Source organism: Bacillus cereus group sp. BfR-BA-01309 (genome assembly GCF_022664315.1).
Taxonomy (GTDB): Bacteria; Bacillota; Bacilli; order Bacillales; family Bacillaceae_G; genus Bacillus_A; species Bacillus_A mobilis.
Genome location: NZ_JAKUHE010000002.1, coordinates 531,305 through 544,835 on the forward strand (window position 1 = coordinate 531,305; position 13,531 = coordinate 544,835).

Consider the following 13,531-nt stretch of genomic DNA (forward strand, 5'->3'; position numbering starts at 1 on the left):
CTAATCCCTCTTTCTATTGCTTAGTTGCCTCCATTACCCAAACGAAATGATTTAATCTCGTAAACGTTACATGGAAGCCATTGTTTTCAAAAATAGACTGCATGATCGGAATACGTGTATAGTATTCCGTTTGCAAATCGTTTGCTAACTGATGGAAACCTCTTTGTTTTGCTGTTTCAACAGTTTTATCATATGCATCTTGATCTGCAAATATCGTATCAGCAAACACTATTTTACCACCTTTGTTTAGCAATTGACTATACTTCGCAATCGCTACATTTTTTTCATCATCTGTTAAATGATGAAATGCATAGGTGCTTACTATGGTATCAATTGAATTTGGGACTTCAAACGAAAGAAAATCACCTTCTGTAATGGAAAACTCTTGCGGTAATTTCTCTTTAGCAATCATGCGCATTTCACGTGACGGTTCTATACCGTAAACTGTGCGGCCAGCAAGTAATAATTTATTTGTTAAATTACCTGTACCAACACCAAATTCTAATACATTACCAAATGACTTGTTAACTACATCCTCTAGAATGTCCTCATAACGGGCAAAAACTTCTTTATATTGTATATCTTCGCCTTGTACAAATGAGTCGTACGTATGAGCCCACTCATCAAATAAACCATTAAATTCTGTACCCATAAAAATTCCCCTTTTTCTTATCGGTTTTATCAGTATGATATGCCCTCTTTCCAAAAATGTCAATTGAAATGTACATGGTATTTCCTTCTTTTCTTTGTTACACTATAGTTGATTACATAGGAGAGGGGTCGTCTTCGTGTCATTTACCTTTGAAATGTTAGAAGATAAAGTAGAGTTTTTCGAAGCAGGAGACTTAGCTTCTTTGGAACGAAAAATTAGTGAGCAAATCGATAATAATAAAGCACTTATGCTTGAAGTTCATCACATCTCGCATCAAATGGTTATGGATCCCGAAAGCAAAAGGCCATATTATAGCGCGGTTGTTCATTTTAAATTAAAGAAATTACGCTAACTAAAAAAGAGAAGCTCCTAAGGAGCTTCTCTTTTTTAGTTTAGATTTTGAACAAGTACTGGTTTCCAGCCCTCATTATCTACCCAATCAATATTCACATAATATTTTTTGCCTGATTGTTTATCTTGTACGTTACCGTAAGCTTTATTTTTACCGTTATTTCCAATTCTATGAATAACTAATTGCTCTACTGGAACGTCAATTGCAGCTGAAATAGCTTGATTCATCTCATTCCAATCTGCTGTACCTTTTTTAAACGTCATCGCAGGTGTTGCACCTTGCTCTGTACCTACTGGCTTCCAAGAAGATTTCGTATAAGCGTCAGTTGCCTTTGGCTGTGTTTTTTCAGCTGGTACTTTCTCGTTAGCTTTCGCTTCTTCTTCAGCTTTTTTCTGTTCTTCTTCAGCCTTTTGCTTCTCTTCTTCCTTCTTCTTAGCATCTGCCTTATCTTGCTCGTTCTTCTTCATCTCTTCTTTGCCTTTAGCTTTCTCAGCCTTATTCTCTTTCGTTGTTTGCTGAGCTACTTTTTTATCACTAGAAGACGCTTGTTCTTTTCTTTCAGGAACAAACAATTGATATGATACAATAGCTACTAATATTAATACAATTGCAATTGCAATATTTAAAACACCGTTTTGACGACGTTTTTGTTGTTTCTGTTGGAATCTAGATCCTCCTGCCATTCTTCAAACCTCCATGCAGTTTTTCATACTTGCTATTGTAACATTAAATCTAGAAAGGTTGAACATTTACAATAATATTTTCACGAAATGAAAACATTTCACTATGAATTGCAAGATTACTTTTCATTCTCTAATCGATAGATTGATTCTACGATAGCTTTGAAAATAGGTGTAACTTTATTTTCACTACTATTCGTTTCTATATCCACGACAACTAAAGCATATCTTGGATTTTCATATGGAAAATAACCTGCAAACCAACGATTCACTTTCGTCCCTTTTCCTGTTTGCGCTGTCCCAGATTTTCCGGCGACACTTAGTGGCAACGACCTGAATGCGGCTCCTGTTCCTTTCTCTGTTGTTACAACGCCCCTTAATAATTCTTGTAATGTTTTCACCGCTTCATACGAAAGCTGTTTTCCACCTAATGTATGGTCTTCAAAAGTATAAAAGTCCGTTCCATTTTTATACTTTATTTTTTCCACAGCTTTCACTTCCATCTTTTCTCCATCCCTAGCAATCGTCGCCATCATATTTGCAATCGCTAGAGGTGACATACGTACATCTTTCTGTCCAATTGCTGTTTGCGCTACCGCCTTTTTACTATTCTTATTTCCTTCACTTCCCCAAATCGTAACCTTCTTCTCCTCTGGCATTTGCTCAAAATGAGTTGTATGAAATACAGAACCTTTCCATCCAACCTTACCAGCGGCTCCTAACGCTGCTACGTAAGTTTCTAACACCATCTTATCCTTTTGTATTAGCTCATTACCTAGCTCTGAAAATGTCCTATTACAGCTTCTAGCAAAGCTCTCTTTAAAACTAAGTGTACCCATCATAACTTGTGGGTGGTCTTCACCATATAGATCTTGATTACAATTAAATATACGATTCAACACATTTTCATTTTGATCAATCACTGCTGCTGCAACTATTGTTTTAAAAACAGAACCGGGAAAATGTGGTGTTAACATTTGATTTTCAAGTGTAGTGGTATATAAACGCTCATCCTTCACCTGCACAGATGGTTTACTGACCATCACTAAAATTTCATTTTTCTTTACATCAAGTAATACTAGTCCTCCCTTCTTTATTCCGCTTGCTTCAACCACCTCTTCTGCTTTTTGCTGTAACTCGTTATGTAAAGTAGTTTGAATCGTCACCGGATAAAACGGATTTCCAGGCGCAGTATATTTCGCTTGTTTTCCAAAAATCGGTTCTCCTTGTCGGTCCACTTGATACAATACTTTTGCCTCTCCATCCGTCAAAAGAAATTCATCAAATGATTGCTGCAATCCTGAAATGCCAATTGGCGTTTGCCTTGAAATATTTCTTACTTCTCCGTATCGTTTTTCAAATTCTCGTTCATTCTCCCCCACATCGCCAATTAAATGATTCACCCTGTCAGCTTGCCGTAAACGAACTTCAGCTGCTACAATACCTAATACATTTAATTGATTCACCTGCTCCATCTGCTCTCGTACCAAGTGAAATGGACCATCTCCCCTTTGCACGATAAATGCACTTTTCTTGTCTTTCATTTGACTTTCAATCTCTTGTCTCGACACACCAATGATATGCGCAATTTTCTCTAACATGTCATTTTTTATTTGTAGAAATGGAAAAACAATTAAAACAGGATACTTTTTCTCACCTATTCCCTTACCGTTCCGATCTATAAAATGGCCTCGTCCATCATCTACTGTAATGGACTGCGTCCGTTGTGTAACACTTTTTTCAATTAAATTTATCTTACGATCTGTAAATGATTCTGTATCTATAATTTGTATTTGAATTAAACGACAAAGTAAAATAAACATGATACATATAAAACAAATTAAAACAATTGTAATTCTCCGTTTTATTTTCATAAAAAAACACCTCGTCTATTATAGTTTGGACGGAGTGTTTCATCTTTTATACAAATAAAAAAATCACTCGCTTTTACACGAGTGATTTTTTATTATTTTACAGAGATAATCTCTACTTGCATTTCTCCACCTGGAGTTTGGATTGCTACCTTCTCACCAATTTGCTTACCTAATAAGCTTTTTGCAATTGGAGAATCGTTAGAAATTCTTCCTTCAAATGGATCTGCTTCTGCGCTACCTACGATTGTGTAAGATTCTTCATCTCCACCTGGTAACTCTTTAAACGTTACTGTTTTACCTAATGTAACAACTGTAGATTCTTCGCCATTATCTGTGATGATAACTGCGTTACGAATCATGTTTTCTAATTGTGTAATACGTCCTTCTACGAACGCTTGCTCATCTTTCGCTGCATCGTACTCAGAGTTCTCAGAAAGATCTCCGAAGCTACGTGCAATCTTAATGCGCTCTACAACCTCTTTACGTTTTACCGTTTTTAAATCTTCAAGTTCGTTCTCTAGCTTTTGCTTACCCTCTTGCGTCATAGGGTATGTTTTTTCTGTTGCCATATTTTCCACTCCTTTTATATACCAATCCCCCGAAAAAAAGAGGAGTTCCATATGAAAACTCCCCCACTTATATGTATAGCGGAGGTTTCTAGCACGCCTGTACTAGCGGAGTTGTCACATACAACCCCGTATTCCCAATTCTTCTTTATATAAAGAAGATATGTATGGAAAGTTGATATAAATATGCCCTCACCTATATATAGATGAGGTTGCATGTTTCATTGTATTCGATAGGAAGGGAAAAAATCCCTTCCTATCGTATATCTTTTACTATGCTATTACAAATTTACTTTTTGTTCAAGAATTGTTGCAATTTTTGTCACCATAATATCAATTGCAACATGGTTTTGTCCACCTTCAGGGATAATAATATCCGCAAATTTCTTAGAAGGCTCAATAAATTGATTGTGCATTGGACGTACAACACTTACGTATTGATCAATAACTGAATCCATCGTACGACCGCGCTCTTTAATATCACGCTGCATGCGGCGTAAAATACGAAGATCTGCATCTGTATCAACGAATAGCTTAATGTCCATTAACTCACAAAGACGTGGGTCTTCTAAAATAAGAATTCCTTCTAAAATGATTACATCTTTCGGCTCAACTGGAATAACTTCTTCTGAACGCGTATGCAATGTATAGTCATATACAGGCTTATCAATTTGCTCATATGCAAGCAACTGCTGTAAATGTTCAATTAACAGATCATTATCAAACGCAAGCGGATGATCATAATTTGTTTTTAAACGCTCTTCCATTGGTAAATGGCTTTGATCTTTGTAATAATAATCTTGCTCTAAGATTAAAATAGAATGACCTTTAAAATGGTCAAAAATCGCTTTCGTTACACTCGTTTTACCTGATCCCGAACCACCAGCAATTCCAATTACAACAGGCTTATTCGTCCCCATTCGACTATCACTCTTTCTTATTGAAGTATGTTTTTGCGCATCATATTATTCACATACACTGGTTGATCCACTTTGAATTTCACGATTTGCAACGGATGTCTCGCTGCATCTAATTCGTTTCCATCCTCATCCCAAATTTTCTCCACCGTCTGCGTAAAGTTTTCTATTTCTGGTCCAAAGAACTCCACTTCATGTCCTGGTTTGAAATGATTACGTTGCTCAATCGTTACGATGCCCGTTTCTTCATTATAATCTAACACTAAACCAGCGAAATCATACGTTGTTTTCTTACTATGATTTCCAAACATTTGCTCTTGATGTCCTGGAACCCCTTCAAAGAATGCGGGAGCTGTATCACGATTTGCACATTTATCAAGCTCATCTAACCATTCTTGTTTAAACTCAAAATTATCCGGATCCGCACAATACGCATCAATTACTTTACGGTATACTGTTGCTACAGTCGCTACGTAATGGATTGATTTCATACGTCCTTCAACTTTTAAGCTATCAATTCCAATTTCAATCATTTTCGGAATTGATAAAATTAAATTTAAGTCTTTTGGACTCATTGCAAAGTGAGCATCTTCTTCTTGGAATAGAGGCAGCTCTTTTGCATCTTTATGTTGTGATACTGTTTGAACTAAATCATAGTCCCAACGGCAAGATTGACAACAACCACCACGGTTAGAGTCACGTGCTGTCATATGGTTACTTAACGTACATCTGCCTGAATATGCGATACACATTGCACCATGGACGAATGCTTCAATTTCAATATCCACTTTTTCTTTAATTTCTTTCATTTCTTCATAGCTTGCTTCACGAGCTAATACAAGACGATGTAAACCTTCTTCTTTCCAATACTGTGCTGCTTTCCAGTTGGATAGTGATTGTTGTGTACTTAAATGCACTTCAACAGAAGGCGCTACACGTTTACAAGTCTCAATAATAAGCGGATCAGCAACGATAATTCCCGTTACGCCAGCTTTTTCAATCCCTTTTAAATATTCCTCTAGCCCGTCCATATTTTCATTATGTGCAAAGATATTTGTTGTTACATATATTTTTGCTCCATATTTCTTTGCAAATTCAACACCTTCTGCCATATCTTCCAGTGTAAAGTTACCTGCATTCGAACGAAGACCAAATTCTTGTCCACCTAAATATACAGCATCTGCCCCGTAATGGATAGCTACTTTTAATTTTTCTAAGTTACCCGCAGGGATTAACAGTTCAGGTTTCTTCACAATAACGCGTTTGCCATCGACTACTCGTGAAATTTCTTGTACAGTCATTTCCTACACCCTCCTCGTTTAGTAAACCGTCTCTTTAAAGAAGAATCCCGTGTCTAACGGACGATTCACTGGTTGCATTTCTTCTATCTCTTTATATAAATCGTCTTTCACGTCATAATACGCATCACGATCTTCTACACATAAATCAATTGCTTTACGATATTTCTTCGTTACCTCAATAATGTATGCAGAGCTTTTTAGTACACCATCAATTTTTAAGCTAGCGACTTCAGCATCAATTAGCTCTTCTAACTCATCGATGAAACAAATATCGTTTGGACTCATAATGTGAGTACCATTTTCATCTTCATAAATTGGATATTTATTGTTACGCTCTGGGTCATATAAGAACATATTCTCTTCATATTTTTTCTTTTCAATGTCAAGATTACGTCCTTGGTACTCAAAGTAGTTTCCTACTAATGAACGCTTCGATTGGAACATACAAGTCATACCGTGAATTTGTACTTCAAGTTCCACTTCAGCATTTTCTTTTAATTCAACAATTTCATCTAAGCTAAGCTCACGAGCTAATACAGCACGTTTTGCTCCCCTTTGTCCCCAGTAGTTACAAGTAAACCAGTTAGTTGCTGTTGTTTCTGTATTCCAGTGCAATTGCATATTTGGCGCTACTTCTCGGACCGCCATTAATACTGCTGGATCTCCGAAAACAATTGCATCTACACTTACTTCGTTTAAAAATGCAACATAATCTGTTAATTCATCTACTTTATCATTGTGAAACATAGCGTTCATTGCTACGTATACTTTCACACCATTTTCATGTGCAATCTTCACAGCTTGTTTCACATCTTCACGTGAAAATTCCCCTGCTAAACGTAAACCGAACTTTTGCTCACCGATCATTACCGCATCAGCTCCTGCTTTCGCAAGAGGTTCAATATCCACCACTGCTTTTGGCGTTACTAACAATTCAGGTTTCTTCATACCTTGGTCACCCTCTCTTTTTACTAACAGCTACTCCATCACCAATTGGGAAAATCGTTGTATCATATCCTTCATGATTCATAAGCCATTCATTGTACGTCTTAATACGACGGATTAAACCACGTGTACGTCTGTTTTCAATTTTCTCTTTTGTCGTTACAAGCCCATGGTACATAACATTATCTGAAATAATTACGCCACCAGGATTTAATAACGGTTCATATAAGTCAAAAAAGCGACGATATTGTCCTTTTGCTGCATCAATAAAAATAACATCAAATGTTCCATGTTCTTCTACTTGCTCGCCTGTTTCTAAAGCATCACCGTAAATAACAGAAATACGCTCTTTAACTGGTGAACGTTCTATATATTCAAGTGCTTTTTCATATCGCTCGCGATTGCGTTCAACTGTCACAATACGAGAGTTTGGAATAGCTTGCATCATACGAATACTAGAATAACCAATTGCTGTACCAAGCTCTAAAATACTTTTTGGTCCAATTAAACGTAAAAATTGCAACATAAATTCCATTCCAAGTCGATCCATAATCGGCACATGATTTTCTTTCGCATAGTCTTCCATTTCAAGAATTAATTTATCTTTCGGATCAATAAATGATAATAGGTACTCGTTAACTGCATCCTCCATAATGGTCCTCCTTATTTACATGGAGAAGTGCCTCTATGACGTCTTTTCACACATAGAATGCAATAAAAATACAAGCCATTTTCACCCTTAGCTTGTACGTCCCGTTTTGATATTAAAAACGATTCTTCTGCCAGTTTTTAACCCGATATATTTTACCACAAAAAAGAGGGATGTGCGACCTTTTTCGCTATCCCTCCCCATTTCACTGTTTTTTCGTAATATATTTTTGCTTTAATGCATTATGCTCGTCTAATGTTTTCGCATAGTACACTTCACCAGTTGGTGCAGCTAAGAAATAATAATAATCTGTTTGCGCAGGTTCTAACGCCGCCTCCACTGAATGTTTACCCGAGTTTGCGATTGGACCAACTGGCAATCCTTTCACAACATACGTATTGTATGGTGAGTTGATCTTTAAATCTTCGTATAATACACGTTGTTTATGCTTTCCAAGTGCATATAATACCGTTGGATCAGTTTGCAGTGGCATACCTTTCGCTAAACGATTGTAAAAGACACTAGAGATCTTTTGACGATCTGTAAAGCCTGTTGCCTCTTCTTCAATAAGTGAAGACAATGTTAAAAGCTGATGAACATCCCAGTTCTTCGCTTTCATTTTTGCCTCGTTTTGAACAATGATTGCATTCGTTTTCTCAAGCATTGGAATTACGATTTCTTCTAACGTCGTATCTTTTTTATAGAAAGAGTACGTCGCAGGATATAAATAACCTTCTAATGGATATTTAATATTGCTATCAAAGATTTTATCCGTTAATAACTTCGGATACTTTTGCTGCATTTTTTGAATAAATGCTTTATCGTTTAATTGACGTACAACATCATCTTTATTCCACTTTAATTCGTTTGCAACCGTTTCTGCAATTTCAGTTACTTGCGCACCTTCTTTTATCGTCACTTTATAAAGAGCTGGACGATGAACGTTACCAGATGACATTTGTTCAATCACATCTGAGGCACTCATTGAAGGATTTAATAAATATGTACCCGCTTGTAAATTTTTCGATTTAGCCTTTGTATAAAAACTAAAAACTGTACCGTTTTTCACAGCACCTTTTTCTTCTAAAATCTCACCAATTTTACTAGTAGATGACCCCTTGGGAATTTCTACTTCAATCTCTTTTTTATTCCCGCTATCAACTGGTCCTAATGCGGATGAAATATACGCATAGACTGAACCACAAACTAAAAGCAGTGCAATAATCGAAAATAAAAAAAGACGTCTACGCTTCTTTTTCACTTGATTCTCTATCAACACTCTTCCTCCTTAATTAAATTGTAGACCGCATGTATATCTTTCTATACAACACGACATAAAAACACAATAAATTTATTTATCTTTTTAGATAGACATTTTATTTTTCTACAATCCGTCTCATTATACTACAAAGGATTGCAAGGTTTCGACAAAAAATCTTTCATTTTACATATAAAAAAAGATGGACTATATGTCGTCCATCTTTTTAGTACTTATTATTCAGCTTCTTGCTCATCAGCTAGAGTGTTGAACATTTCTTGTACCATTTCCCACTCTTCTTCAGATTCGATTGGAAGTAAACTTCCGCCCTCTTCTTCATTTTGCTCATAAGCCATTGCGTCATAAATTTGGTCTCCATCTTCGTCTACTTCACCGATTGGAGAGAAGACTACGTATGATTTTTTGCCAAATTTTTCAGCATCAAAAGTGAAAATAATTTCACATAAATGTTCGTTACCTTTTTCGTCTACAATTGTAATTTGATTTTCTTCCATTTTGGTCACCTCTTATTTACTATCTAAAAATCCTTGTAAGATTACGACTGCAGCCATCTTATCGATTACTTGCTTTCGCTTCTTACGGCTTACATCAGCTGAAATGAGCAGACGTTCCGCTGCCATCGTCGACAAACGCTCGTCCCACATTACAACGTCTAATTGTAACAGCTCTCGTAGGTTTTCTGCAAATTGTTGGCACGCTTCACCACGTGGGCCAATTGTACCATTCATATTTTTAGGTAAACCTACTACTATTTTGTCCACATTGTACTGCTTTACTAACTCAGAAATACGGTCAAAACCAAAGTTGCCTCGTTCTTCGTTAATCCTGATTGTTTCCAGTCCTTGCGCTGTCCAGCCCATTTCGTCGCTCATTGCAACTCCGACTGTTTTTGTACCTACATCTAAACCTAATATCCGCATAAACTACTCCTCACGATGATGTTTCAAGTAAGACTTCACAAGCTCTTCAATTAACTCATCACGTTCAAGCTTGCGAATGATGCTGCGTGCATCTTTATGGCGAGGTATGTATGCTGGGTCTCCACTTAATAAATAACCGACGATTTGGTTAATCGGATTATAACCTTTTTCTTGAAGTGCATCATACACAGTTAAAAGTACATCATTTACATGGACACTCTGTTTTTCATCTTGAATGCTAAACTTCATTGTTTTATCAAAACCGTCCATTTCAAGCACCTCACTTATATAGTAAGTATAGGGAGAAGAACTTCTCCTCTCCCTACCATTGTACACTACTATCTCTTTATTTTGAAACAGATTTAACGTACTCTTGTACAAATGCTAAAGCTTCCTCAACTTGCGCTGGGTTTTTACCGCCCGCTTGTGCCATATCAGGACGGCCACCGCCACCGCCACCACAACGAGAAGCTACTTCTTTCACAAGTTTACCAGCATGGTATCCTTGGCTAATTAAATCTTTCGTTACGCCAGCTAAGATGTTTACTTTATCATCATTTACAGACGCTAATACGACAACTGCAGATTCTAATTTATTTTTTAGGTCATCCATCATCGTACGTAAGTTGTTCATATCTGCAACATTTACTTTTGCTGCTAATATGTTTACACCATCAACTGTCATTACTGAATCAGTTAAGTTTCCAGCTTCAATATTGCTTAATTTTGCTGCAAGAGATTCGTTTTCTTTTTGAAGTTGTTTTACTTCAGCAAATAAACCATCCACTCTTGTTAAAATATCTTTCGGATTTGTTTTCATTTTTCCTGCTGCTTCTTTTAATAAACCTACTTGATCGTTCATTAATTCGTATGCAGACTTACCAGTTACCGCCTCAATACGACGAGTTCCTGCACCGATACCAGACTCAGCAACGATTTTGAAAATACCGATAGAAGCTGTGTTATCAACGTGACAACCACCGCAAAGCTCTAAGCTGTAATCGCCAACTTGTACAACGCGTACAACATCACCGTATTTTTCACCGAATAATGCCATTGCGCCCATTTCTTTCGCTTCTTCGATTGCTTTTTGAGAAATCTCAACATCAATACTTTCCCAAATTTTCTCGTTTACGATACGCTCAATTTTTTCTAATTCGTCAACTTGTACTTGACCGAAGTGAGAGAAGTCAAAGCGTAAACGTTCAGAAGTTACAAGAGAACCCGCTTGGTTTACGTGCGTTCCAAGTACGTCTTTTAATGCTTGGTGTAGTAAGTGAGTTGCTGTATGGTTTTTCACAACGCTACTACGGTTCTTTGTATCAATGATTGCTTTCACAGCAGCATCTTTCGTTAATGTACCTTCTTCAACAACAACTTTGTGCAAGTTTTGGCCGTTTGGTGCTTTTTGTACGTCTTTTACAAGAACTTTCACACCGTCAGCAAGAAGGTAACCACGGTCTGCAATTTGTCCACCGCTCTCAGCATAGAATGGTGTTACATCAAGCATTAATTGTCCTTCTTCGCCAGCTTGTAAGCTGTCTGTGTATTCGCCGTTTTTCACAAGTGCAACAACGTTACTTTCTGTTGCAACTGTACCGTAACCAACGAACTCACTCGCTACTTTCACTTCTCCAAGGACACCGCCTTGAACTTGCATAGAGTCAACGTCTTGACGAGCAGCACGTGCGCGCTCACGTTGTTTTTCCATTTCATTTTCAAAGCCTTCTTGATCAACTGTCATACCAGCTTCTTCTGCATATTCTTCTGTTAATTCAATCGGGAAACCGTATGTGTCATATAGACGGAACGCATCTACTCCAGAAATAACAGTTGTTTTTTCTTCTTTTGCTTTTGCGATAACTTCAGCTAAAATTGCTTCACCATCATGAAGTGTTTCGTGGAAACGCTCTTCTTCGTTTTTCACAACTTTTGCGATGAAATCTTTCTTCTCAAGTACTTCTGGGTAGAAGTCTTTCATTACTTCTCCAACAACCGGCACTAATTCAAACATGAATGGACGGTTGATATTTAATTTCTTCGAATAACGAACAGCGCGGCGTAATAAACGACGTAATACATAACCACGGCCTTCGTTAGATGGAAGAGCACCGTCACCAACAGCAAATGTTACTGTACGGATATGGTCAGCAATTACTTTAAACGCCATATCTTTTTCTAAGTCACCATTACGATACTTCTCACCAGAGATTGATTCTGTTGCACCAATCATCGGCATGAATAAGTCTGTGTCAAAGTTTGTAGGTACATCTTGAACGATAGATGTCATACGCTCTAGACCCATCCCTGTATCGATGTTCTTCTTAGGAAGTGGTGTATATGAACCATCTGGATTATGGTTAAATTGAGAGAATACAAGGTTCCATACTTCTAAGTAACGCTCATTTTCTCCACCTGGATATAATTCTGGGTCACTAAAGTCATTACCGTAAGCTTCTCCGCGGTCATAGAAAATCTCTGTATTCGGTCCACTTGGTCCTTCACCGATATCCCAGAAGTTTTCTTCTAAACGGATGATGCGCTCTTTTGGAACACCCATTTTCTCATTCCAAATTGTGAATGCTTCTTCATCTTCTGGATGGATTGTAACTGAAAGTAATTCTTTATCGAATCCGATCCATTTGTCGCTCGTTAAGAACTCCCAAGCCCAAGTAATTGCTTCTTCTTTAAAGTAATCACCGATTGAGAAGTTCCCTAACATTTCAAAGAATGTATGGTGACGAGCTGTTTTCCCTACGTTTTCAATATCGTTTGTACGAATTGATTTTTGAGCATTTGTAATACGTGGATTTTGCGGGATTACACGTCCATCAAAATATTTTTTTAACGTTGCTACACCACTGTTAATCCATAAAAGAGATGGATCCTCATGTGGAACTAGTGATGCACTAGGTTCTACTGCATGTCCTTTTTCTTGGAAAAAGTCTAAAAACATTTGACGAATTTGTGCGCCTGTTAGTTGTTTCATTGTATTTTCCTCCTTAAATATAAAAAACTCCCGCCCCTATAAAAGGGACGAGAGTTAACTCGCGATACCACCCTAATTATGAATTGATTACTATAACAATCAACTCATCACCTCATGGTGCCGTAACGTGGCAAAACGGCAGTGATTAGCTGCTCTCAGGATTAGCTTTCTGTTACCCTTCATTTAAAGCTTCTTTCAGCCATATGGAAGCTTCTCTCTATAAATGGACTGTAACGTACTTGTTCCGTCATTGATTTAATGTATTATATGACTAAATATAATAGAATTCTCTTAAGTTTGTCAATGTAGATAATCATTTATATTATATCAATTGCTTATTAATCATAGCTATTCTACTAGTCATTCTTAACAGCCTTTTCATATATTATGCATGTATTAATAAGTTG

General features: G+C 37.1%; 14 protein-coding genes and 1 other annotated feature. Of the genes, 1 reads left to right on the forward strand and 13 read right to left on the reverse strand.

Annotated elements, in window-relative coordinates:
- Positions 1-13: 13 nt before the first annotated feature.
- Positions 14-652, reverse strand: a complete 639-nt coding sequence (locus MR115_RS06425) for a class I SAM-dependent DNA methyltransferase (RefSeq protein ID WP_097818249.1) — start codon at positions 650-652, stop codon at positions 14-16.
- Between the two features lie 136 nt (positions 653-788).
- Here MR115_RS06425 and MR115_RS06430 point away from each other — a divergent pair, with 136 nt between their 5' ends.
- Positions 789-1,004, forward strand: coding sequence for a YrzA family protein (locus tag MR115_RS06430; RefSeq protein ID WP_000010984.1), 216 nt, complete (start codon positions 789-791; stop codon positions 1,002-1,004).
- Between the two features lie 35 nt (positions 1,005-1,039).
- Here MR115_RS06430 and MR115_RS06435 read toward each other — a convergent pair whose 3' ends face one another.
- From MR115_RS06435 to alaS, 12 genes are all read right to left on the reverse strand, one after another.
- On the reverse strand, positions 1,040-1,687 hold the full coding sequence (locus tag MR115_RS06435) for a YrrS family protein (protein ID WP_242240510.1): 648 nt from the start codon (positions 1,685-1,687) through the stop codon (positions 1,040-1,042).
- A gap of 116 nt (positions 1,688-1,803) precedes the next feature.
- Positions 1,804-3,558: a peptidoglycan D,D-transpeptidase FtsI family protein gene (locus MR115_RS06440; RefSeq protein ID WP_242240512.1), complete on the reverse strand. Its 1,755-nt coding sequence runs from the start codon at positions 3,556-3,558 to the stop codon at positions 1,804-1,806.
- A gap of 92 nt (positions 3,559-3,650) precedes the next feature.
- Positions 3,651-4,127 (reverse strand): transcription elongation factor GreA, encoded by a 477-nt coding sequence (greA, locus tag MR115_RS06445; RefSeq protein ID WP_000179964.1) that lies wholly within the window; start codon positions 4,125-4,127, stop codon positions 3,651-3,653.
- Positions 4,128-4,405: 278 nt separating this feature from the next.
- Complete coding sequence (udk, locus tag MR115_RS06450) at positions 4,406-5,044, reverse strand: uridine kinase (RefSeq protein ID WP_000537082.1); 639 nt, start codon at positions 5,042-5,044, stop codon at positions 4,406-4,408.
- Between the two features lie 17 nt (positions 5,045-5,061).
- Positions 5,062-6,342: a peptidase U32 family protein gene (locus MR115_RS06455; protein ID WP_061677215.1), complete on the reverse strand. Its 1,281-nt coding sequence runs from the start codon at positions 6,340-6,342 to the stop codon at positions 5,062-5,064.
- Positions 6,343-6,360: 18 nt separating this feature from the next.
- The gene (locus tag MR115_RS06460) at positions 6,361-7,290 is read right to left on the reverse strand and encodes a peptidase U32 family protein (RefSeq protein ID WP_242240513.1); all 930 of its coding nucleotides are present in this window, start codon (positions 7,288-7,290) and stop codon (positions 6,361-6,363) included.
- 7 nt (positions 7,291-7,297) lie between these two features.
- The gene (locus MR115_RS06465; protein ID WP_000389094.1) at positions 7,298-7,939 is read right to left on the reverse strand and encodes an O-methyltransferase; all 642 of its coding nucleotides are present in this window, start codon (positions 7,937-7,939) and stop codon (positions 7,298-7,300) included.
- Positions 7,940-8,141: 202 nt separating this feature from the next.
- Entirely contained in the window at positions 8,142-9,212 is a 1,071-nt protein-coding gene (gene mltG / locus MR115_RS06470) for an endolytic transglycosylase MltG (RefSeq protein ID WP_061677213.1), read from the reverse strand.
- 218 nt (positions 9,213-9,430) lie between these two features.
- Positions 9,431-9,709, reverse strand: coding sequence for a DUF1292 domain-containing protein (locus tag MR115_RS06475; RefSeq protein WP_000392246.1), 279 nt, complete (start codon positions 9,707-9,709; stop codon positions 9,431-9,433).
- A gap of 12 nt (positions 9,710-9,721) precedes the next feature.
- Positions 9,722-10,135 carry a Holliday junction resolvase RuvX gene (gene ruvX, locus MR115_RS06480; RefSeq protein WP_061677211.1) on the reverse strand — a complete coding sequence of 138 codons (414 nt, stop codon included), beginning with the start codon at positions 10,133-10,135 and terminating at the stop codon, positions 9,722-9,724.
- Positions 10,136-10,138: 3 nt separating this feature from the next.
- On the reverse strand, positions 10,139-10,405 hold the full coding sequence (locus tag MR115_RS06485) for an IreB family regulatory phosphoprotein (protein WP_000348590.1): 267 nt from the start codon (positions 10,403-10,405) through the stop codon (positions 10,139-10,141).
- A 76-nt stretch (positions 10,406-10,481) separates the two neighbouring features.
- The gene (alaS, locus tag MR115_RS06490) at positions 10,482-13,124 is read right to left on the reverse strand and encodes an alanine--tRNA ligase (protein ID WP_242240514.1); all 2,643 of its coding nucleotides are present in this window, start codon (positions 13,122-13,124) and stop codon (positions 10,482-10,484) included.
- A gap of 40 nt (positions 13,125-13,164) precedes the next feature.
- Positions 13,165-13,384 (reverse strand) — a binding site (T-box leader).
- Positions 13,385-13,531 lie beyond the last annotated feature (147 nt).

Bases quoted from the DNA above. Each gene is read 5' to 3' on its own strand.
- MR115_RS06425 (WP_097818249.1), bottom strand. From the start codon at position 652: ATGGGTACAGAATTTAATGGTTTATTTGATGAGTGGGCTCATACGTAC.
- MR115_RS06435 (WP_242240510.1), bottom strand. From the start codon at position 1,687: ATGGCAGGAGGATCTAGATTCCAACAGAAACAACAAAAACGTCGTCAA.
- MR115_RS06440 (WP_242240512.1), bottom strand. From the start codon at position 3,558: ATGAAAATAAAACGGAGAATTACAATTGTTTTAATTTGTTTTATATGT.
- greA (WP_000179964.1), bottom strand. From the start codon at position 4,127: ATGGCAACAGAAAAAACATACCCTATGACGCAAGAGGGTAAGCAAAAG.
- udk (WP_000537082.1), bottom strand. From the start codon at position 5,044: ATGGGGACGAATAAGCCTGTTGTAATTGGAATTGCTGGTGGTTCGGGA.
- MR115_RS06455 (WP_061677215.1), bottom strand. From the start codon at position 6,342: ATGACTGTACAAGAAATTTCACGAGTAGTCGATGGCAAACGCGTTATT.
- MR115_RS06460 (WP_242240513.1), bottom strand. From the start codon at position 7,290: ATGAAGAAACCTGAATTGTTAGTAACGCCAAAAGCAGTGGTGGATATT.
- MR115_RS06465 (WP_000389094.1), bottom strand. From the start codon at position 7,939: ATGGAGGATGCAGTTAACGAGTACCTATTATCATTTATTGATCCGAAA.
- MR115_RS06475 (WP_000392246.1), bottom strand. From the start codon at position 9,709: ATGGAAGAAAATCAAATTACAATTGTAGACGAAAAAGGTAACGAACAT.
- ruvX (WP_061677211.1), bottom strand. From the start codon at position 10,135: ATGCGGATATTAGGTTTAGATGTAGGTACAAAAACAGTCGGAGTTGCA.
- MR115_RS06485 (WP_000348590.1), bottom strand. From the start codon at position 10,405: ATGGACGGTTTTGATAAAACAATGAAGTTTAGCATTCAAGATGAAAAA.
- alaS (WP_242240514.1), bottom strand. From the start codon at position 13,124: ATGAAACAACTAACAGGCGCACAAATTCGTCAAATGTTTTTAGACTTT.